Below are 18,520 nucleotides of genomic sequence, written 5' to 3' on the forward strand. Positions count from 1 at the left end.
ATGAATACGAACAAACAAGAAGATATTCAGCTTGTGATTATTACAGGAATGTCAGGTGCGGGGAAAACCGTTGCCATTCAAAGCTTTGAAGACTTAGGTTACTTCTGTGTAGATAACTTGCCGCCATCACTTTTACCGAAGTTCCTAGAGCTCATGAAGGAATCGAATTCTAAGATGAGCAAGGTCGCCCTTGTGATGGATTTACGCGGACGAGAATTCTTTGACAGCTTAATTGCAGCTTTAGATGAAATGAGTGATCTTGGCTGGATCACACCAAGAATATTATTTCTAGATTCAAACGATAAGGTGCTTGTCTCAAGATACAAAGAAACGAGACGTTCGCATCCCCTTGCGACAACAGGTTTGCCCCTCGAAGGAATCGCAATGGAACGCGACCTGTTAGAAGAGTTAAAAGGCCGGGCTCAAATGATTTTTGATACATCGGATTTAAAACCAAAACAGCTTCGAGAAAAAATTGTCGCGCACTTTGCCACGAACCAAGGGCAGGTGTTTACAGTGAATGTGATGTCCTTCGGTTTTAAATACGGTCTGCCGATTGATGCTGATCTTGTATTTGATGTGAGATTTCTGCCGAATCCTTACTATATTGAGAGCATGCGTCCACAGACTGGAAACGATGAAGAAGTGCGCTCCTATGTAATGAAATGGAGCGAGACACAAAAATTCACAGAGAAATTAATTGACCTTCTCAGCTTTATGCTTCCGTCCTATAAACGAGAAGGAAAAAGTCAGCTTGTGATCGCTATTGGCTGTACAGGCGGACAGCACCGATCAGTGACGCTAGCTAACTACTTATCGGAGTATTTTAAAAATGACTACTACACTCATGTCACTCACCGGGACATTGAAAAGAGAAGCAGAAAATAGATGACGACACTTCCAAAGGTGGTCATTCTTGGTGGGGGCACTGGCTTATCTGTTTTGCTCAGAGGGCTAAAAACAAAGCCAGTGGACATTACCGCTATTGTAACGGTTGCTGATGACGGAGGCAGCTCAGGCAGACTGCGGCATGATTTGAATATTCCGCCTCCAGGCGATATTCGAAATGTCCTTGCAGCTCTCTCTGATGTTGAACCGCTTGTAGAAGACTTATTTCAGCACCGTTTTAACAAAGGGAATGACTTAACAGGCCACTCTCTTGGCAACCTCATTCTTGCGGCCATGACAAATATAACCGGTGATTTTTTTCATGCCGTCACAGAAATGAGCAAGGTCTTAAATGTGAGAGGAAAAGTCTTGCCAGCAGCGAATTCAAGTGTTGTACTTCATGCTGAATTAGAAAACGGGAAAGTGGTGACAGGAGAATCAAAAATCCCAACCTACGGTGAGCGAATTAAACGAGTGTTCCTCACACCCGATACGATTGAACCGCTCCCAGAATCGATTCAAGTCATTCGTGAAGCTGATTTGATCGTGATTGGGCCAGGCAGCTTGTATACGAGTATCCTGCCAAACTTGCTTGTACCGCATATTGGCGAAGAAGTGATTCGCTCGAAGGCGAAAAAAGTGTATATTTGCAATGTCATGACGCAGCCAGGGGAAACGCTTTCCTACAGTGCAGCTGATCATGTGCAGGCATTAAATGATCATATGGTTCGTCCATTTATCGATACCATTTTTGTGAACAATAAAGAAATTCCAGAAGAGATCAAAGCAAAATATGCAGAAGAACAGGCACAGCCTGTACAGTTCGACACAGATGTACTCAAGGCAATGGGACTGGAAGTCATCCCTGGGGAAATCATTACATATGACCAGCATGTGATTCGTCACGACACGCTGAAAGTAGCCTCGCTGCTTGTCGACCTGCTGCATAAGAAAAAATAGGAATGGGGGTGGCAAGGATGTCATTTGCATCCGAAACAAAAAAAGAGCTGACTAATCTGGACGTGAAGGACTGCTGCACAAAAGCAGAGCTTTCTGCCCTCATCCGTATGAACGGTTCATTATCTTTCTCTAATCGAAAATTAATTCTAGATATACAGACAGAGAACGCAGCCATCGCAAGACGGATTTATACGCTGCTGAAAAAGAAATATGATGTCACAGTCGAGCTGCTCGTTCGTAAGAAAATGAGATTAAAAAAGAATAATGTGTATATTGTCAGACTGGTAGAACGAGCGAAAACCATTTTAGAGGATTTGAAAATATTAGGTGAGCAATTTGTATTTGAGCGCAATATTTCAGAAGAGCTTGTAAAGAAAAGATGCTGCAAGCGCTCCTATATGAGAGGTGCTTTTTTAGCAGGCGGTTCTGTGAATAATCCAGAAACGTCTTCCTATCACCTTGAGATTTTTTCACTATATAAAGAACACAATGATGCCCTTTGTGAGCTGATGAATCAATTTCAACTCAACAGTAAAACACTTGAGCGTAAAAAAGGATACATCACGTATATGAAAGAAGCCGAAAAAATTACCGAATTCTTAAGCGTTGTAGGTGCGCATAATTCACTTCTTCGCTTCGAAGACGTTCGGATCGTCCGTGATATGCGAAATTCCGTGAACCGGCTCGTCAATTGTGAAACAGCAAACTTGAATAAAACGATTGGTGCATCACTGCGCCAGGTCGAGAACATTCAATTCATTGATGAAAAAATTGGACTTGATGCCCTGCCGGATAAGCTGCGTGAAATTGCAAAACTGCGAGTCGACTATCAAGAGGTCACGCTAAAGGAACTGGGAGAAATGGTGGAAAGCGGCAAGATCAGCAAATCAGGCATTAACCACCGCTTAAGAAAGCTAGATCAAATTGCAGAACAATTACGAAACGGACAAGCTGTTACACTCAAATAGGAGAATGAAAAAGGGAGGCAGATCATATGGTGGAAAAAACGGTCACCATCCAGTTAAAAACAGGCTTGCAGGCACGTCCCGCTGCTTTGTTCGTACAAGAAGCCAATCGCTTTGGGGCTGAAATTTTTCTAGAGAAGGACGGAAAAAAAGTCAATGCGAAGAGCATTATGGGTCTCATGAGCCTTGCGATCAGCTCTGGGGTCACTGTCACACTGATAGCAGATGGTGCGGATGAACAAGAAGCCATTGATGCGTTAACGGATTTTATCAATCAAGAAAACTGAGTCTCTTCACAGACTCAGTTTTTTTAGAAGGGAATGAATATGATGCAATCAGCATTTTTACAGAAGATCGGATACGAAGGCCAGTCCATCACCTTTGATGACCTGCCTGTATTATTAAAAAAGATGGCCTACACCTTTCCATTTGAAAATAGATCTGTGCTGAACAAACAATCCTATGCCTTGAATCAAGAGGGGTTGAAGCAGCATCTTCTTGAAGGAGAAAGAGGAGGTCTTTGCTACGATCTCAATCCTCTCTTATATTATGTGTTAAAAGAGGCAGGGCTTGCTGTACAGCTCGTTCAAGGGACCGTGTATAACAAAGAAGCGTGCACATGGGCAATTGATGGCACGCACGTAGCCATGACGTTGAACCATCACAACGAACGCTTCCTTATTGATGCGGGATTTGGTGTGAATTTACCTCTTCAGCCTGTACCTTTTACAGAAGAATGGGTGGAAGGAGCGTCTATTCGGTTTCGAGTCAAAGAAGAGGAAACCGAAAAAGGAACGCATCTGCTCCAATTAGATAAGGGGGAAGGCGCTGAAACAGGCTATGCTTTCACATTGGAAGAGGTGAGCGAGCCTACTTTGGTCCAAATGAGACATGAGATTTATGAAAATGAAGCCTCTCCTTTTAACAAAAGACCGCTTGCGTCAAAGCTCACACCAACAGGACGTGTAGTCGTCACCGAGGATCATGTCACCACACATGAACATGAAGAAGTGTCGAAAAAACCGCTGCCACTGCCTTTTGAGGAATACGTGAAAACTCTTTTGCCGTAAGCAGCATCAAAAAAACAGCCCTAGGTCAAATGGGGCTGTTTTTTTGATTGATTATCGAATACGTGTGAAAGTTGCATAATGGTCTGTTGTTTTGTAAATGAGCCAGTCACTTGAATACACGAGGCGGTCAGCATTTCGGAAGCCAGAGACGTAGTTGATATCTGCCTCACGCCATGTTCGGCCGCTTGCTGAAGGAAGACGTCCCTCCCGGTTAGAGAAAACATCTCCACCGATGCTTTTACCTGGGGCAACCTCTGCTAGATTTCCCTTTGAAGCCACCCATCCAAGAGCACTTGCTTGTGATTTTGTGATGTAGTTATCAGGCAGTCGTTTGTAGCGAATTAAATAATCTGCTACACCATCAAACGTATTAATGACGGCAAGGGTATGAACATCTGATGTAAGTTGAATAGTAGCTGTTTCATTTGTGGCGGTCTGTGTAAGAGGTGTTTCGGCATAGGCTTGCTGCGGAATAAAACCAGAAAACAGAATAGCAGCGATCAGAGCAAACATAGTAAAAACCGAACTGATTTTTTTCATCTTCATCCTCCTATTAAGGAAATCGGATGCTGTCCTCTTGATGCTTGTCTACCTCATATTATAGCACCCGAACATGAAGGAAATGTAAAGAAACAGGTTCTTTGCTAAAATGAGGCTTTTTTCCTGATAACCTTCTGATGAAATAAATAAAAAGACGCAGCTCCGAATCCTGCGTCTTTTCCGATTAAGATGAAGCAAGCTCCTTCACAATATCAACAGGGGCTTTGCCATCAATTCCATGAATCACATTATGAATGGCTCGTTTCAGCATAAGATCCCGTGTTGTTTCAGTAGCAGAACCGATGTGAGGAGCAAGGGTGACATTGTTCATTTCTTTGAAAGGGTGATTCTCCTGAAGCGGTTCCTGCTCAAACACATCAAGACCTGCGCCTTTGATCCATCCCTCCTGAAGCGCTTGAATGAGGCTTTTTTCATCCACTGTTTTCCCGCGTGAGATGTTTACAAATAAAGCCGTTTGCTTCATTAACTTCAATTCCCGTTCTCCAATCATATGATACGTTTCATTGGTCAGCGGTGTAATCAACACAATGATATCGGCTTGCTTTAGCAGGTCATCAAGTGTGCAATATAAAGCGCCATATGCTGATTCAGCCTTTTCATTCCGGCTGCGGTTATGATACAGGACGTTCATATCAAAACCATGTGCGGCTCGTTTGGCTACTTGCTCTCCGATTCGTCCCATGCCAATAATGCCAAGCGTTTGATGATGGACATCGATGCCAAAGATATCTTCTTCCTGTACAAATTTCGTCCATTTCCCCTCGCGGATAAAACGATCAAGTTCGGCAATTCTTCGCGCAGAGGAAAGAATGAGTGAAAATGCAAGGTCAGCAACAGTATGATCGAGTGTATGAGGCGTGTGTGTACCAATTACGCCTCTTTGCCTCATCAATTCTATATCGAAATTGTCATAGCCAACAGAGTTATTGCTCACTACTTTGAGTTTTGGTGCGTGATCTAATAGCTCTTGATCGATTTTCGTTCCAGACGTTAAAAGACCATCAGCATGCTGCAGTTTTTGAAATAAAGTATCTTTTGGAATGGGGTCTTTGGATTGCCACACCTCGTATGTACAATGTTCCTTTAGTATTTCCTCAAATGAAGCAGGTAATGGTTTGGCGACAAAAATGTGTGGTTTCACTGTCAACTCGCTCCTTTCACATGATCATCTTACTCCTTTTATTATAAAGCAACCATTTCGGCTGAACACGTTTGAAGGTTATCTGCTCAATATTTAATATACTAAAATAACGGAAAAGAGAGACATTTTCTTAGTGAAAAAGTATATTCATATGCCATCTGATCCATTTTTTACATCGATAAGAGTCAGCTAATGGGAGATGTGACATATGAAAAAGCCTGATTTTCTGAGAGATTATCTGACAAACTGGAAAATAGATCGAGATTTTTTGATAGAAAAATGATTATATTTGAAACGTATTAAACGGGAAGGTCGTTTTCTACTAAACCATTTCATCGTCTTTTGGCGATCTGAGAACGATAGATTGAAAGGAAGACCGCGTCTCCCTTACGTTGAAGCGGAAAATAGAGGGAATGATGACTTTTTTTCTCATCGTTTTCTCATTTTTTTCTTTTTTTTCTATCATTTTTCTTCTCTATGCTTGAGAACACACGAAAGAAAAGGGGGACAGGCAGGGACTTACGTGACTTATAAAAAGATGGGAGATGGCAAGATGGGATCAAAATTAGAACAGATTCTTCAGCACAATTCAGAGTTCGTACAAGAGAGACATTATGAGCCTTACAAAGCGGGGAAATTTCCCGAAAAGAAACTGGTCATATTAACTTGTATGGATACACGTCTTTTGGAATTATTGCCGCAATCCATGGGGCTGCGCAACGGTGATGCCAAGATCATTAAAAATGCGGGCGCCATTGTAACTCATCCGTTCGGCAGTGTGATGAGGAGTATTCTACTAGCCATCTATGAGCTAAAGGCAGAAGAGGTATGCATTGTAGGACATCATGAATGCGGAATGGCAGGTCTTGCGGCAGATCCTTTACTTGAAAAGGCGAAAGCACGCGGCATTGAAGAGAAATGTTTGAGCATTGTGAAAAACTCAGGAGTTGATTTAAAGGGGTGGCTGACAGGCTTTGATTCGGTTGAAGAGAGCGTGTCCCAAAGTGTGAAATTGGTCAAAGAGCATCCATTGATGCCAAGTGATGTGGCTGTTCATGGACTAGTCATTCATCCAGCAACGGGAAAGCTGGATGTTGTTGTGAAAGATAAACAGATTGACGCGCAGTATACCTAAATCATCTACACATACTTGAAGGAGGCCAACACATACCATGCGTTTTTATGGAAGATTTGAAGGATATGATTCATCAAAGTTTAGACGCGATTTAATCGCTGGGCTTGTCGTGGGCGTTGTGGCAATTCCTTTAGGCATGGCTTTTGCCATTGCATCTGGTGTCGGACCAGAATATGGATTATACACAGTCATCGTTGCCGGCATTTTGATTTCATTGTTTGGTGGTTCAAAGTATCAGATCGGCGGGCCGACTGGGGCGTTTGTTCCGATTTTATTTGGTATCGTCAGCCAGTATGGTATCGAAAACTTACTCATAGCCGGTTTTATGGCAGGCTGTATGCTTATATTATTCGGAATATTCAAACTAGGGAAGATCATGAAATTTATTCCTCGTCCGGTTATCATCGGCTTTACTGCTGGCATTGCTGTCATTATTTTTTCAGGGCAGATTGCCAACTTCCTCGGATTAAAGGGTGTTGAAAAGCATGAAAGCTTTTTCCTCAATATGAGAGAAATTGTGGTCCATCTCGGTACCGCAAACAGTCTTGCCATCATCACAGCCGCTATTGGGCTCATCGTGATTGTGGCGGCTCAAAAATACATTCCCAAAATACCTGGTGCTCTATTAGGTCTATTGGCTTCAACGTTTCTAGCTGTTCTCTTTTTCCAAGGACAAGTTGAAACGATCGGCTCGGCATATGGGGAAATTCCTCGTCAGCTGCCAAGCTTCGCTTTTCCTGAATTAACGATTGAAAAAATGATATACCTCCTGCCTCCAGCTATTGTCATTGCGCTTTTAGGCGGAGTGGAGTCAATCTTGTCAGCTATGGTTGCTGATAATATGAAAGGCTCAAAGCATGACAGCAATAAGGAGCTTGTCGGACAAGGGATCGCCAATATGGCGGCACCGCTGTTCGGAGGAATTCCGGCGACTGGGGCGATTGCCCGTACGGCAACAAACATCAAAAATGGTGGAGCAAGCCCGATTTCTGGTGTTGTGCATGGCGTCGTCGTGCTGCTCATCTTAATGCTGTTTGCGCCATATGCGTCGATGATTCCACTTGCTGCGATGGCACCGATTTTAATGTTTGTTGCTTGGAATATGAGTGAGAAAAAAGAGTTTATCAATATTGTAAAAGTGAAAAATGCGGATTCACTTGTACTTGTTGTGACCTTCCTGCTGACGGTCATCGGTGATTTGATTATTGGCGTCACCGCAGGTCTCATTTTAGCATTTATCGCTTTTATCAAAAAAATGAGCCAGACGACCAGCATTCATACTAATGTTGCGGTTCCCCAAATGGAAACGGCAGCTGCTTTAGAAAAACAGACAGACCAGCGAGGTATCAGTATGTACTCCATTGAAGGGCCGCTGTTTTTCGGAACAACAGATTCATTGGAAAATTCGATTTTGGACCATGTTCAGACAAAGCCGAAAACGCTCATTCTGCTCATGAATAAAGTCAATTATATGGACACATCAGCAGAAGCGGTTCTGATGAATATCTCCAATCGTTTAAAGCATCATAATGGAAAGCTGATGATTGTCGGACTTCAATCGCAGCCGAAAGAGCTTTTGCGTCGAACGGGTCTTTTTCATCATATTGGAAAGCAGCATTTCTTTGAACGAACAGATGATATCTCGCCACAGCAGTTATAAGGTGGAAAAAAAGCACGTGACAATGTGGTCACGTGCTTTTCACTTGCTCTATTTCTTCTGAAAAACGCTTTGTGAGTTTCTGTTGATGAGAGGAGAAGACCTCTTCTACTGTGACATCATAGAGATTGGCTAAAATAAGTAGATTCGCTAACACATCACCCATTTCTTCAACGAGTTCTTTCTTCAACTCGGATGATTTTTGTCTTTGCTCATCAGGCCGGTCACGTCCGATCTCTATTGCTCTAACAGCACGAGCGAGTTCTCCCGTTTCTTCCATGAGGAAGCCTAACCGGATAAACGGCCCGTATTTTGTCCAATTTCTCATTTCATAAAAATCCTTGATCCACTTCTCCATCTCCGTTGTTTGCATTTTCTTTATACATCTCCTTATATGGTGTTTACCTTTTGATTTTACACTATATATAGATGGATCGGCTGTTTTTTTACAATTAATTATAGTAGAATGAGTGGGAGAAGAAATCATAGAGAGAGATGGAGCTGTTCTGATGAAAACGATTTGTGTGTTTGCTGGTTCGAATCCAGGCGTGAAGGACGTCTACAAACAAAAGGCTGTAGAGCTGGGGACTTATATGGCAGAGCAAGACATCCGTCTTGTATACGGCGGTTCACGAATTGGATTAATGGGTGCCATTGCAGATGAGGTTTTAAGACAAGGCGGGCAAGTGATTGGGGTCATGCCTAAAGGGCTTTTTAGAGGAGAAGTTGTGCATCAAGAGCTGACAGAATTAATCGAGGTAACAGGAATGCATGAACGAAAAGCGAAAATGAGCGAGCTGGCTGATGGATTTATTGCGATGCCCGGCGGCTTTGGTACATATGAAGAATTATTTGAGGTGCTATGCTGGGCACAAATCGGCATCCACCAAAAGCCAATCGGCTTGTATCAAGTGAATGAGTATTTCAATCCGCTCATTGACATGGTGAAGTTTAGTGTACAGGAAGGTTTTTCGAATGAATCACACCTTCAATTGTTACATGCTTCCAGCGAACCGGAGGAATTAATCACGCAGATGGCTTCTTATCAAACACCATCTCTTCAGCAGAAATGGACAGAGTTGTCTTAAAGCGTTTTTGAATCACAAAAAACCGTCTGTTCAAGGAGCAGACGGTTTGTTTTGTCATATTATTTTTGTTCTTCTGAATTACGGGTCAAGACTTTGTCAATGAGTCCGTATTCAAGTGCTTCTTCCGCTGTTTTGAAGTTGTCACGATCTGTATCGCGCTCAATCACTTCAATTGGCTGACCAGTACGTTCAGCAAGTACTTGGTTCAGTTTATCGCGTAAAGAAAGGATTCGTTTTGCCGCAATTTCAATTTCTGTTGCTTGACCTTGGGCACCACCTAGTGGTTGGTGAATCATGACTTCACTGTTTGGAAGGGCATAACGCTTACCTTTTTCACCAGCAGCAAGCAGGAACGCACCCATAGATGCAGCCATACCAATACAAATGGTTGATACCTTTGGTTTAATAAATTGCATCGTATCGTAAATGGCCATACCAGCTGTGATCGAACCGCCAGGGCTGTTAATGTAGATAGAAATATCTTTTTCTGGATCTTCAGCTTCTAAGAAAAGCAGCTGTGACACGATGGAGTTGGCAACATTGTCATCGATCGCAGAACCAAGCATGATAATACGGTCTTTTAAAAGACGAGAATAAATGTCGTAAGCTCTTTCCCCACGATTTGTTTGCTCAATGACTGTAGGTATTAAATTCATAATGTTCCTCCTTCACCTTTTAGGTAAGTATGTAATTCAATGATACATTTTTGGTCAATAAAGGTCAAACAAAACGCTGACCTAAATTCAAATACCCCTATCCATTTTCCCCAAACTCATTCCACTTCAAACCATCATATTAGTCTATGTATCCAAAAGAAGAAAATACATGTTCAGGACTGATGATTAATCATTGCTTTCTTGCAGCATTTCCCTTATAATTTGATATGCTGACGTTCAAAAACATATCGTGCGCTCGTAGCTCAGTTGGATAGAGCGGTGGTTTCCGGTACCACGTCTGCCGGGGGTTCGAATCCCTCCGAGCGCGTACTTGATCTTGTTCACGATCGATAAAGGCCCAATGAAACCCTCTCCTTTGAGAGGGTTTTCAGATTGTTGACAAAGGGCTAAAATGATCTTTATTTTAGCCCTTTGTCTTCTTTTCAGCGTGATAGAAAACCTTTGAAGTCTAGGAAGGACGAGCACCGAAGCGGAGCGAATTTAACATTCGTGAGCATCGGCGCACAGGACTGACACCGAATGCGAGGGTTTGTCTACACGCTGAAACCCTCTCCTTTGAGAGGGTTTTTTCGTTTACACATATATATTATTCACTTTTAAAATTTTTCATTTATGACTAGCCATTTATGCTATAATTAATAATCATTCTCAATTAAAGGTGGTTTCACTAGTGAAAAAAATGATTTGGCTGGTCAGTCTGCTGGCATTATTATTAGTGGCATGCGGGCAGAAAGAGAATAAAGAGCAAGCAGCAAGTATACGTACATATACAACTGAAACGGGTGAAAAGATCACCATTCCCGCCAAGCCGAAGCGTGTTGTTGTGTTAACAGCGCAGCTTGGAAACTTTAAAAAGTTAGGTGTGACACCTGTTGGCATGACAGATGTTTACCCAGAATCGTCGTTTTTAGATGAATCAGGTGTGAAGCGGGTACCGAGCGAAAATGTGGAGGCGATTGCCAAGCTAAAGCCTGATTTGATCATTGCATATTCCCAAAACGAACAGATTGAAAAGTATAAAAAGATTGCCAAAACGATCACGTTTACGACAAGTGAACACAGCTTCAAAGAGATGCATATTGAAATCGGAAAGATTCTTGGAAAAGAAGCGTTAGCGAAAAAACAAATACAAGAAATGGACGAGCAGCTGAAGAAAGACGGCAAAGAGGTCAAAGCAAAAATTGGTGATGACAAGACGTTCTCCATTATGGACGTGCAGCCAAAGCAAGTATACTTATTTGGTACAGACTTTGGCCGCGGCGGGGAAGTCATCTATCAAGGCTATGGGTTCAGCTTGCCTGAAAAGGCAGAAAAAGCTCTTCCGAAAGAAGGCTATCTTGGTATTTCATTAGAAGAGATGAACCAGTATACAGGTGACTATTTACTTGTACCCACAAAGGATGGAAAAGCACCGAATCTTGATATCACAAACAGCGGTGTATGGAAGAAAAATCAAGCAGTGAAACAAGGACATGTCCTGTACTATTCAATTAATGAATTTATCTATGCGGATCCAATCTCAATTGAAAAACAGTCTGCTGCGTTTAAACAAATGCTGCTCAAAAAATAATAGAAAAAAGACAAAGCACATAACATGGGGCTTTGTCTTTTTTCTTCTTGTCATCTCTTAAAATACTGGTCATAAGACTCATTTCTTCCCTTTACAGGCGTATTTGTTGAGCCTGCTGGCTGTATATGATTAACATGGAAGAGAATTGACAATGAGGAGGGATTTCTTGTGGCGAAGATTTTATTGATTACATTTCCAGCTGAAGGGCATGTGAACCCTATGTTAGGGATCATCAAAGCATGGGCGGATCGAGGAGATGAAGTACATGCGGTCACAACTGTACATTATGAGCAGCGAATCAAACGCTTAGGAGCTCACGTACATAAACATCCAGACTATATTCGTACATTACATGTGGATGAAGGAAATCTCGATTCCATGCAGCCGTTCTTTCATGCCATGCTGCAAACATCATTTGATATTTTAGAGGTGGTGGAAACACTTTCTCAGCAGCATTCATTTGATTTTGTCTATTTTGATATGTTTGGGGCAGGAGAGCTTGTTCGAGATTACTTACAAATTCCAGGGATCGGCTCAAACCCATCTTTTGTGCTGCAAGAGGCGCATTTTGATACACCGCTATACAGAAAGGATGAGAAAGCCGATCATCTGTTAGAAAACATACAAGAGCGTTTTGGCGTTCAGCCAACGCGTTTGATGCAATTCATGAAAAACCGCGGAGAGCTCAATATCGTGTATACAAGTGAATATTTCCAGCCGTCTGTCGATGCAGTGAACGACTCGTTTGTTTTCATTGGACCGAGCTTTCTAAAAAGGGCAGATCAGCATGATTTCCCGCTGGAAGCACTTGAGCAAGAAAAAGTCGTCTTTATTTCGATGGGCACCGTACTTGGGGATACAGAAGCATTTTTTAATATGTGTATTGATGCCTTTGCCGACTTTGACGGAAAAGTGGTGCTCGCAACAGGTGAAAAAGTGGATCGGTCTCTCTTGAAAGAGGCGCCTTCTCATTTTCTGATAGAACCTTATGTACCGCAGCTTGAAGTGCTTGAGCTGACAGATGTGTTTGTGACCCATGGCGGAATGAACAGTGTCAATGAAGGCATTCATTATCACGTTCCGATGGTCGTCATTCCGGTCGACAAAGATCAGCCGATGGTCGCACAAAGACTGACAGAGCTATCTGCTGCCCGTGCACTTGATAAAGATCAGCTGACAGCAAAGCAGCTAAGAGAAACGGTGGAATCTGTTCTGGGAAGTGACACGTACCGTGCTGGGATTGAAAAAATTGAAGAAAGCTTCCAAACAGCAGGTGGAACAGAAAAAGCATTGCGGGTGATCGATCAATTGTTGCAAACGAAACAGACTCAATCGTGAGTCTGTTTTTTTGATAAAAAAAGAGATTGTATTCCCCATTTCTGTATGATATTATTCAATTCGTAATCATTTCGATTAATAATCGTAATGATTACGATAATATAAATTTGGGGGAAGTACATATGAGTGATCAGCCTGTTTACATAAAGAAAAAGCAATCCTATGTAACATACACCTTGATGCTGTTTTCAGTCATGGCATGTTTTTTATTGGCATCATGCTCTGATAATAAAGCATCTTCCAGCATGAATGACAGAGAAGAAGATGAACTGGTGTATGCAAGTACAAAAGATATAAGGGACATCAATCCCCATTTATATGGTGGAGAGATGGCCGCTCAAAATATGGTGTTTGAATCGCTTGTCGTCAATACAGAGAAAGGCGTTCAGCCTGCCTTAGCGAAGAGCTGGGATATTTCAAAAGATGGAAGGACCTACACCTTTCACCTTCGAAAAGGCGTGACTTTTTCAGATGGCGAGCCTTTTAATGCAAAGGCAGTGAAAATGAACATGGACGCTGTCGTCAAAAATATTGAAAAGAACGCTTGGCTTAATCTCGTATCCGAAATCAAATCCACAAAGGCGGTGGATGACGATACATTTGTTCTTACGTTAAAGGAGCCTTATTACCCTACGTTAGAAGAACTGGGCTTAACACGCCCCTTCCGTTTTATTTCTCCAAAAAGCTTCATTGATGGAACGACAGCAAAAGGAGTTCAAAGCTATGCAGGCACAGGTCCTTATGTGCTAAAGGAACATAAAAAAAATCAATTTGCCGTTTTTAAAGCGAATGACCACTACTGGGGGAAAAAGCCAAATATTTCAACAGTAAAGTGGAAAGTCATGCCGGATCACCAAACGATTTTACTTGCCCTGCAAAAAGGAGAGATTGATCTCTTATTTGGAGCAGATGGCGACATGATCGACGGAGACTCATTCCAGGCTTTAAAGGAAGCAGGTCAATACGGTGTGACCGTGAGTCCTCCTGTTGGTTCAAGATCGATCGTCATCAATTCAAACCAGCCAATGACAAAAGATCCGAAAGTCAGAGAAGCGTTTCAATATGCCATTCAAAAAGAGATGATCACAAAAGGCATTTTAAATGGAACGGAACAGGTGGCACATACGCTGCTTGCCCCGTCCGTTCCTTACGCAGATATCCCGCTGAAAAAGAAAACCTATCAAAAAGAGAAAGCAGAGGCATTACTGGATGAGGCAGGCTGGAAGCTGAAAGAAGACGGCTACCGCTATCAAAATGGCAAAAGGCTGAGTGTCGCCATTTACTATAATTCCGATAATGCAGGTGAAAGAACGATAAGTGAATCCATTCAACAAGATTTCAAGCAAGTGGGGATCAAGCTGGATATTAGAGGAGAAGAAAAACAGGCGTTTTTAGATCGCCAAAAAACAGGGAAATTCGATCTGATGTACTCGCTATCGTGGGGACTTCCTTATGATCCACAAACCTATGTTTCTTCGTTCCGCGTAGCATCGCATGCTGATTATCAAGCCCAGTTAGGATTGAAGAAGAAAAAGTGGCTGGACGAGACGATTACGAAAGTATTGGTAGAACCAGATGAGCAAAAGCGGAAACAAATGTATCGAGACATCTTGACGTATATCCATAATGAAAATGTCTACATCCCAATTTCTTATTCTGTGACAAAGGCTGTTTATAATAAGCGCCTGAAAGGCATAGGTTTTCATGTGTCACAGTATGAAATTCCCTTTGACCGTATGTATTTTTCTTCATAAAGCGGAGGCAGAAAGATGACACGCTATCTCTTAAAACGAATATTACTGCTTTTCCCACTCATGATCTTCATCACCTTCTTTGCTTTTGTCCTGCTGACGATGCGGGCAAGTGATCCAGCTGAGGTCGCTTTGCGGGTGAATCAAGTCACTCCAACAGAAGACATGATTGAATCGATGCGGCAGGAGCTAGGCTTAGATCAGCCATTTCTTATACGATATGCCACATGGCTTAAAGATGGATTAACAGGTGATTTTGGCAGGAGTTATGTTACACAAGAGCCAGTTTTTGATCTCATCATGGAGGCGCTGCCTGCCACATTGCAGCTTGCGGGAGCAGCGCTCTTTTTCATCATTGTATTGAGTTTGTTATTCGGAGTGATCTGTGCATATGCTGCTCATACATGGGTGGACCGAGTACTGAGAGCCTTTGTGTTTATCGCTGCTTCAATGCCTAGTTTTTGGTTAGGGATTTTGTTTATTTGGCTTTTTTCTGTCAAATTCAATTGGGTCAATACGAGTGGAATGGAAGGATTCAAATCAATTCTTCTACCAGCTGTCACACTATCACTTGGGTACTTATCAACCTATGTGAGACTGATCCGCAATCAAATCCTGAAATTTCAGCACGAGCCATTTGTTTTTTATGCAAGAGCTCGCGGTTTAAAGGAACGGGCTGTTCAACTGAAAGTGATGAGACATGCACTTCAATTAGCTGTGACAGCACTTGGCATGTCTATCCCAAAACTCATTGCTGGCACAGTTATTATTGAAAATCTTTTTGCTTGGCCAGGGGTTGGCCGGTTGTGTGTAACAGCTATTTTTCATGCCGATTTCCCTATGATTCAAGCCTATTTATTTGTGATGGGGTTCCTTTTTGTTGTGTGTAACCTCATGGCTGATGTTGTGCAAATGACCATGAATCCGCAGTTGCGAAAGGAGGTCTGAGAATGATGATAGGATGGCATCAATTAAGAAAAGACCGTATGGCGGTTGTTTCTATCTGGCTGTTAGTACTTGTCGCTTTAGCAGGACTGCTTGCACCAGTGTTAGCACCACATGATCCAACAGAAACGAACATTCTTCAAAAATATGCCGGCATCAGCCTGACTTATCCGCTCGGAACGGATCAGCTCGGGAGATGCGTATTGTCACGGCTTTTATATGGCATTCGGACTACGATGCTTGCGGCCATGCTGACGATGTGTATCACGATGCTCATTGGCAGCACACTTGGACTCATGGCGGGCTTCTTCCGAGGAAAAGTGGATGGCGTGTTGATGAGACTGTGTGATGTCATGCTCTCCTTCCCAGCAGAAGTAATGATTCTAGCTGTTGTGGGGATACTGGGGCCTGGATTATTCAATATTATTTTGGCGAATGTCCTAGCGAAATGGGCCTGGTATACAAGAATGATTCGTTCGTCCGTTCTGCAGTATGCGAATGAACCTTCTGTTCAGTATGTAAAAGTGTCTGGCGGCTCCCCATTTTACATACTGAGGAAGCATTTATTTCCTCGCATTTCAGGAGAAATTGCTGTCTTTGCGACACTTGATGCGGGCTGGGTCATCTTAAATATATCTGCTCTGTCTTTTCTTGGGTTAGGCGTGAGCGCACCTACACCGGAATGGGGGATGATGCTCAACGAAGCGAAGAATGTCATGGTGACACATCCAGCCCATATGCTTGCGCCTGGACTTGCCATCTTATTTGTGGTCATGGCGCTGAACTTTTTAGGAGACAGCCTTCAGCAGGCCACGACCCCTGCCATGCATCACAACAATCAAAAGGGAGGGAGACCATTTGCCTTTCATCGACGTAAAAAATCTGTCCGTACATGATCCAGTGCAGCAAAAGGATTTAGTGGCGAACATAACGTTCTCCCTACAGCAACAACGTTGTTTAGCTGTTATTGGAGAAAGTGGAAGCGGAAAATCAACCGTCGCAAAAGCGTTAATTGGCTTGATTCCTTCTTCGCTAGAAGTGGAGGGAGCGATCATGTTTGACGGCGAAACATTGACAACTCAGACAGCTGAGCAGTGGCGAGGCAAACGAATTGGCTTCATCTCACAAGATGCGATGAATGCGTTCAATCCCATCGAAACCATTGGTCATCAAATGATGGAAACGTTCCAGCGTCATTTGGGCTTACAAGGAAAAGAAGGGAAAGCACATGCCATCGCAGGACTTGAGCGTGTTCATTTAAAAAATCCAAATGAATTGTTGAAGCAATATCCTTATGAATTATCTGGCGGTATGCTTCAGCGAGTGATGATTGCGATCACGATGATGCTTTCTCCTGATGTGATCATTGCCGATGAGCCAACGGCGTCGCTTGATGCATATAATCGGCGTGAAGTCATCAGGCAATTACAGAGGCTGAAAGAAGAAACAGGCGCGGCCTTGATCATCATTTCGCATGATTTAGGCGTCGTTCAGGCGATCGCTGACGAGGTGTTGGTGGTGCATCAAGGCGAGATGCTTGAGCATCGCCCAGCTGATAAGGTATTCACATCGCCTGAGCATCCCCAAACGAAGCATTTACTTGAGACGAGGCGCCGATTATCTGCGCCTCTTGAAGCACTGCGGCAGCAGCAGAGAGTGAGGGCATTTCCATGTTGATTACAGCTGATAGCCTCATCAAACATGGAGAGAAGAAAGGTTTCTTCTCTCGACAAATGCAGTCAAAACCACGCATATCAAACGTCTCGTTTGAAATCGAAAAAGGACAATGTGCCGGGTTAGTCGGTGAGAGCGGCAGCGGCAAAAGTACATTGGCAAGAATTCTGCTCGGTTTAGAAAAAATAGATGGCGGCAAGGTACAGATTGATGGAAAGCCAGCTGACACATGGCGAAAGATGAACCGAGGAAAAATGAGTGTTGTCTTTCAGGATTATCGATCTTCTGTTCACCCCTCCTTTACGGTGAAAGAAATCGTTGCTGAGCCTATGCGATTGTTAAAGCAGGAAAAAAATGTGGATCAGAAGGTTTTATCGTTGCTTGAACAAGTCAGACTACCCTCTTCTTTGCTGTATCAATATGCACATCAGCTAAGCGGCGGTCAGCTCCAGCGAGTGTGCATCGCACGAGCCATATCAACGCATCCAGCCATTCTCATACTAGACGAAGTTCTGAGCTCACTGGATGTCTCTGTTCAGGTGCAAATATTGGAGCTGCTCGAGACATTAAAACAAGAGCTAGACATGACCATCCTTATGATTACTCATGATATAGAAGCGGCGGTGTATCTATGTGATCGTCTCCTTTTTTTACATGAAGGAAGCATAGTGGAAGAATGCAAAAAGGATGAACTGCTTGATGCGGTCCATCCATTTACGCTGAAATTAATGGACTCACTTATGCCATTTCAGCTTGACAAAAAATAACCAATCTTTTATCGTATACGTAACAAACGACGGAAGGGTGACCCAATGCAATGAAGTACTAATCCTATGACCTGTAAGCAAAATGAAAAAACGAAGGCAGTGAGCAAACGATTGGTTTGCCATGTTTGCTGCGTTTTCATTTTTTAGCTTCGGAATAGGATGGTACAGCTTGGGAATCAAAGAATGAGGTGATTGATACGGGGGATGTGTGTGTTCAGATAGGAACGCGGCACGTCATCCTGGATTGATCTGCTTATTTTTGTACACCATTTTGCCTCCTATTCTGAGAATGGGAGGCTTTTTCATGTCTCCTGATACGAAAGGAGAGGGTTG

The 18,520-nt window shown here is 42.9% G+C and carries 19 protein-coding genes and 1 tRNA gene; 16 read left to right on the forward strand and 4 right to left on the reverse strand.

Translation table 11 applies throughout. From position 1 onward, the window contains the following. Genes rapZ through ACP7A0_RS08155 form a run of 5 tightly spaced genes read left to right on the forward strand, consistent with a single transcriptional unit; the run spans nucleotide 1 to nucleotide 3,883 of the window. On the forward strand, nucleotides 1-888 hold the full coding sequence (gene rapZ, locus ACP7A0_RS08135) for an RNase adapter RapZ (RefSeq protein WP_034660713.1): 888 nt from the start codon (nucleotides 1-3) through the stop codon (nucleotides 886-888). Next, nucleotides 889-1,848 carry a gluconeogenesis factor YvcK family protein gene (locus ACP7A0_RS08140; RefSeq protein WP_426004810.1) on the forward strand — a complete coding sequence of 320 codons (960 nt, stop codon included), beginning with the start codon at nucleotides 889-891 and terminating at the stop codon, nucleotides 1,846-1,848. Nucleotides 1,849-1,865: 17 nt separating this feature from the next. Further along, nucleotides 1,866-2,816 (forward strand): DNA-binding protein WhiA, encoded by a 951-nt coding sequence (whiA, locus tag ACP7A0_RS08145; RefSeq protein WP_034660076.1) that lies wholly within the window; start codon nucleotides 1,866-1,868, stop codon nucleotides 2,814-2,816. Between the two features lie 26 nt (nucleotides 2,817-2,842). Further along, the gene (locus tag ACP7A0_RS08150) at nucleotides 2,843-3,100 is read left to right on the forward strand and encodes an HPr family phosphocarrier protein (protein ID WP_034660075.1); all 258 of its coding nucleotides are present in this window, start codon (nucleotides 2,843-2,845) and stop codon (nucleotides 3,098-3,100) included. A gap of 39 nt (nucleotides 3,101-3,139) precedes the next feature. Continuing rightward, nucleotides 3,140-3,883 carry an arylamine N-acetyltransferase family protein gene (locus tag ACP7A0_RS08155; RefSeq protein WP_034660073.1) on the forward strand — a complete coding sequence of 248 codons (744 nt, stop codon included), beginning with the start codon at nucleotides 3,140-3,142 and terminating at the stop codon, nucleotides 3,881-3,883. 51 nt (nucleotides 3,884-3,934) lie between these two features. On the opposite strand, the gene ACP7A0_RS08160 is transcribed toward ACP7A0_RS08155, so the two are convergent. Both ACP7A0_RS08160 and ACP7A0_RS08165 read right to left on the reverse strand, forming a co-directional pair. After that, the gene (locus ACP7A0_RS08160; protein WP_034660072.1) at nucleotides 3,935-4,423 is read right to left on the reverse strand and encodes a ribonuclease; all 489 of its coding nucleotides are present in this window, start codon (nucleotides 4,421-4,423) and stop codon (nucleotides 3,935-3,937) included. A gap of 184 nt (nucleotides 4,424-4,607) precedes the next feature. Beyond that, nucleotides 4,608-5,585 (reverse strand): 2-hydroxyacid dehydrogenase, encoded by a 978-nt coding sequence (locus tag ACP7A0_RS08165; protein WP_060597351.1) that lies wholly within the window; start codon nucleotides 5,583-5,585, stop codon nucleotides 4,608-4,610. A gap of 553 nt (nucleotides 5,586-6,138) precedes the next feature. On the opposite strand from ACP7A0_RS08165, the gene ACP7A0_RS08170 reads away from it, so the two are divergent. Next, nucleotides 6,139-6,720, forward strand: a complete 582-nt coding sequence (locus ACP7A0_RS08170) for a beta-class carbonic anhydrase (protein WP_034660712.1) — start codon at nucleotides 6,139-6,141, stop codon at nucleotides 6,718-6,720. A gap of 37 nt (nucleotides 6,721-6,757) precedes the next feature. Further along, complete coding sequence (locus tag ACP7A0_RS08175; RefSeq protein ID WP_375566383.1) at nucleotides 6,758-8,380, forward strand: SulP family inorganic anion transporter; 1,623 nt, start codon at nucleotides 6,758-6,760, stop codon at nucleotides 8,378-8,380. A 28-nt stretch (nucleotides 8,381-8,408) separates the two neighbouring features. Here the strand turns inward: ACP7A0_RS08175 and ACP7A0_RS08180 are convergent, their stop codons facing one another. Next, nucleotides 8,409-8,750, reverse strand: coding sequence for a MazG nucleotide pyrophosphohydrolase domain-containing protein (locus tag ACP7A0_RS08180; RefSeq protein ID WP_034660068.1), 342 nt, complete (start codon nucleotides 8,748-8,750; stop codon nucleotides 8,409-8,411). 136 nt (nucleotides 8,751-8,886) lie between these two features. Between ACP7A0_RS08180 and ACP7A0_RS08185 the strand changes: the two genes are divergently transcribed. Then, nucleotides 8,887-9,465 (forward strand): TIGR00730 family Rossman fold protein, encoded by a 579-nt coding sequence (locus ACP7A0_RS08185; RefSeq protein ID WP_034660067.1) that lies wholly within the window; start codon nucleotides 8,887-8,889, stop codon nucleotides 9,463-9,465. A gap of 59 nt (nucleotides 9,466-9,524) precedes the next feature. Here ACP7A0_RS08185 and clpP read toward each other — a convergent pair whose 3' ends face one another. Continuing rightward, nucleotides 9,525-10,121 (reverse strand): ATP-dependent Clp endopeptidase proteolytic subunit ClpP, encoded by a 597-nt coding sequence (gene clpP, locus ACP7A0_RS08190; protein WP_034660066.1) that lies wholly within the window; start codon nucleotides 10,119-10,121, stop codon nucleotides 9,525-9,527. A gap of 252 nt (nucleotides 10,122-10,373) precedes the next feature. On the opposite strand from clpP, the gene ACP7A0_RS08195 reads away from it, so the two are divergent. The 8 genes from ACP7A0_RS08195 (at nucleotide 10,374) to ACP7A0_RS08230 (ending at nucleotide 18,187) form a co-directional block, all read left to right on the forward strand. Continuing rightward, a tRNA-Arg gene (locus ACP7A0_RS08195) sits at nucleotides 10,374-10,449 on the forward strand. A gap of 372 nt (nucleotides 10,450-10,821) precedes the next feature. Continuing rightward, entirely contained in the window at nucleotides 10,822-11,712 is an 891-nt protein-coding gene (locus tag ACP7A0_RS08200; protein ID WP_426004970.1) for an ABC transporter substrate-binding protein, read from the forward strand. A 168-nt stretch (nucleotides 11,713-11,880) separates the two neighbouring features. Then, the gene (locus ACP7A0_RS08205) at nucleotides 11,881-13,050 is read left to right on the forward strand and encodes a macrolide family glycosyltransferase (protein ID WP_066030336.1); all 1,170 of its coding nucleotides are present in this window, start codon (nucleotides 11,881-11,883) and stop codon (nucleotides 13,048-13,050) included. Nucleotides 13,051-13,172: 122 nt separating this feature from the next. Next, nucleotides 13,173-14,804: a nickel ABC transporter substrate-binding protein gene (gene nikA, locus ACP7A0_RS08210; protein ID WP_066030337.1), complete on the forward strand. Its 1,632-nt coding sequence runs from the start codon at nucleotides 13,173-13,175 to the stop codon at nucleotides 14,802-14,804. 15 nt (nucleotides 14,805-14,819) lie between these two features. Next, nucleotides 14,820-15,749 carry a nickel/cobalt ABC transporter permease gene (gene opp1B, locus ACP7A0_RS08215; protein WP_034660061.1) on the forward strand — a complete coding sequence of 310 codons (930 nt, stop codon included), beginning with the start codon at nucleotides 14,820-14,822 and terminating at the stop codon, nucleotides 15,747-15,749. Between the two features lie 5 nt (nucleotides 15,750-15,754). Then, the gene (gene opp1C, locus ACP7A0_RS08220; RefSeq protein ID WP_066031726.1) at nucleotides 15,755-16,642 is read left to right on the forward strand and encodes a nickel/cobalt ABC transporter permease; all 888 of its coding nucleotides are present in this window, start codon (nucleotides 15,755-15,757) and stop codon (nucleotides 16,640-16,642) included. After that, complete coding sequence (locus ACP7A0_RS08225) at nucleotides 16,605-17,423, forward strand: ABC transporter ATP-binding protein (RefSeq protein WP_106030528.1); 819 nt, start codon at nucleotides 16,605-16,607, stop codon at nucleotides 17,421-17,423. The genes opp1C and ACP7A0_RS08225 overlap by 38 nt, the downstream gene beginning before the upstream one ends. Then, nucleotides 17,417-18,187 (forward strand): ABC transporter ATP-binding protein, encoded by a 771-nt coding sequence (locus ACP7A0_RS08230; RefSeq protein ID WP_106039055.1) that lies wholly within the window; start codon nucleotides 17,417-17,419, stop codon nucleotides 18,185-18,187. The genes ACP7A0_RS08225 and ACP7A0_RS08230 overlap by 7 nt, the downstream gene beginning before the upstream one ends. The last annotated feature ends 333 nt before the right edge of the window (nucleotides 18,188-18,520 follow it).

The sequence above is a fragment of the Bacillus sp. DWP3-1 genome (genome assembly GCF_049896565.1).
Classification (GTDB): domain Bacteria; phylum Bacillota; class Bacilli; order Bacillales; family Bacillaceae; genus Bacillus.

Coding starts and splice junctions, on each gene's coding strand:
- ACP7A0_RS08155 (WP_034660073.1), top strand. CDS start 3,140: ATGATGCAATCAGCATTTTTACAGAAGATCGGATACGAAGGCCAGTCC.
- opp1C (WP_066031726.1), top strand. CDS start 15,755: ATGATAGGATGGCATCAATTAAGAAAAGACCGTATGGCGGTTGTTTCT.
- ACP7A0_RS08170 (WP_034660712.1), top strand. CDS start 6,139: ATGGGATCAAAATTAGAACAGATTCTTCAGCACAATTCAGAGTTCGTA.
- whiA (WP_034660076.1), top strand. CDS start 1,866: ATGTCATTTGCATCCGAAACAAAAAAAGAGCTGACTAATCTGGACGTG.
- ACP7A0_RS08180 (WP_034660068.1), bottom strand. CDS start 8,750: ATGCAAACAACGGAGATGGAGAAGTGGATCAAGGATTTTTATGAAATG.
- ACP7A0_RS08160 (WP_034660072.1), bottom strand. CDS start 4,423: ATGAAAAAAATCAGTTCGGTTTTTACTATGTTTGCTCTGATCGCTGCT.
- ACP7A0_RS08200 (WP_426004970.1), top strand. CDS start 10,822: ATGATTTGGCTGGTCAGTCTGCTGGCATTATTATTAGTGGCATGCGGG.
- ACP7A0_RS08150 (WP_034660075.1), top strand. CDS start 2,843: ATGGTGGAAAAAACGGTCACCATCCAGTTAAAAACAGGCTTGCAGGCA.
- ACP7A0_RS08175 (WP_375566383.1), top strand. CDS start 6,758: ATGCGTTTTTATGGAAGATTTGAAGGATATGATTCATCAAAGTTTAGA.
- clpP (WP_034660066.1), bottom strand. CDS start 10,121: ATGAATTTAATACCTACAGTCATTGAGCAAACAAATCGTGGGGAAAGA.
- opp1B (WP_034660061.1), top strand. CDS start 14,820: ATGACACGCTATCTCTTAAAACGAATATTACTGCTTTTCCCACTCATG.
- ACP7A0_RS08185 (WP_034660067.1), top strand. CDS start 8,887: ATGAAAACGATTTGTGTGTTTGCTGGTTCGAATCCAGGCGTGAAGGAC.
- ACP7A0_RS08230 (WP_106039055.1), top strand. CDS start 17,417: ATGTTGATTACAGCTGATAGCCTCATCAAACATGGAGAGAAGAAAGGT.
- nikA (WP_066030337.1), top strand. CDS start 13,173: ATGAGTGATCAGCCTGTTTACATAAAGAAAAAGCAATCCTATGTAACA.
- rapZ (WP_034660713.1), top strand. CDS start 1: ATGAATACGAACAAACAAGAAGATATTCAGCTTGTGATTATTACAGGA.
- ACP7A0_RS08140 (WP_426004810.1), top strand. CDS start 889: ATGACGACACTTCCAAAGGTGGTCATTCTTGGTGGGGGCACTGGCTTA.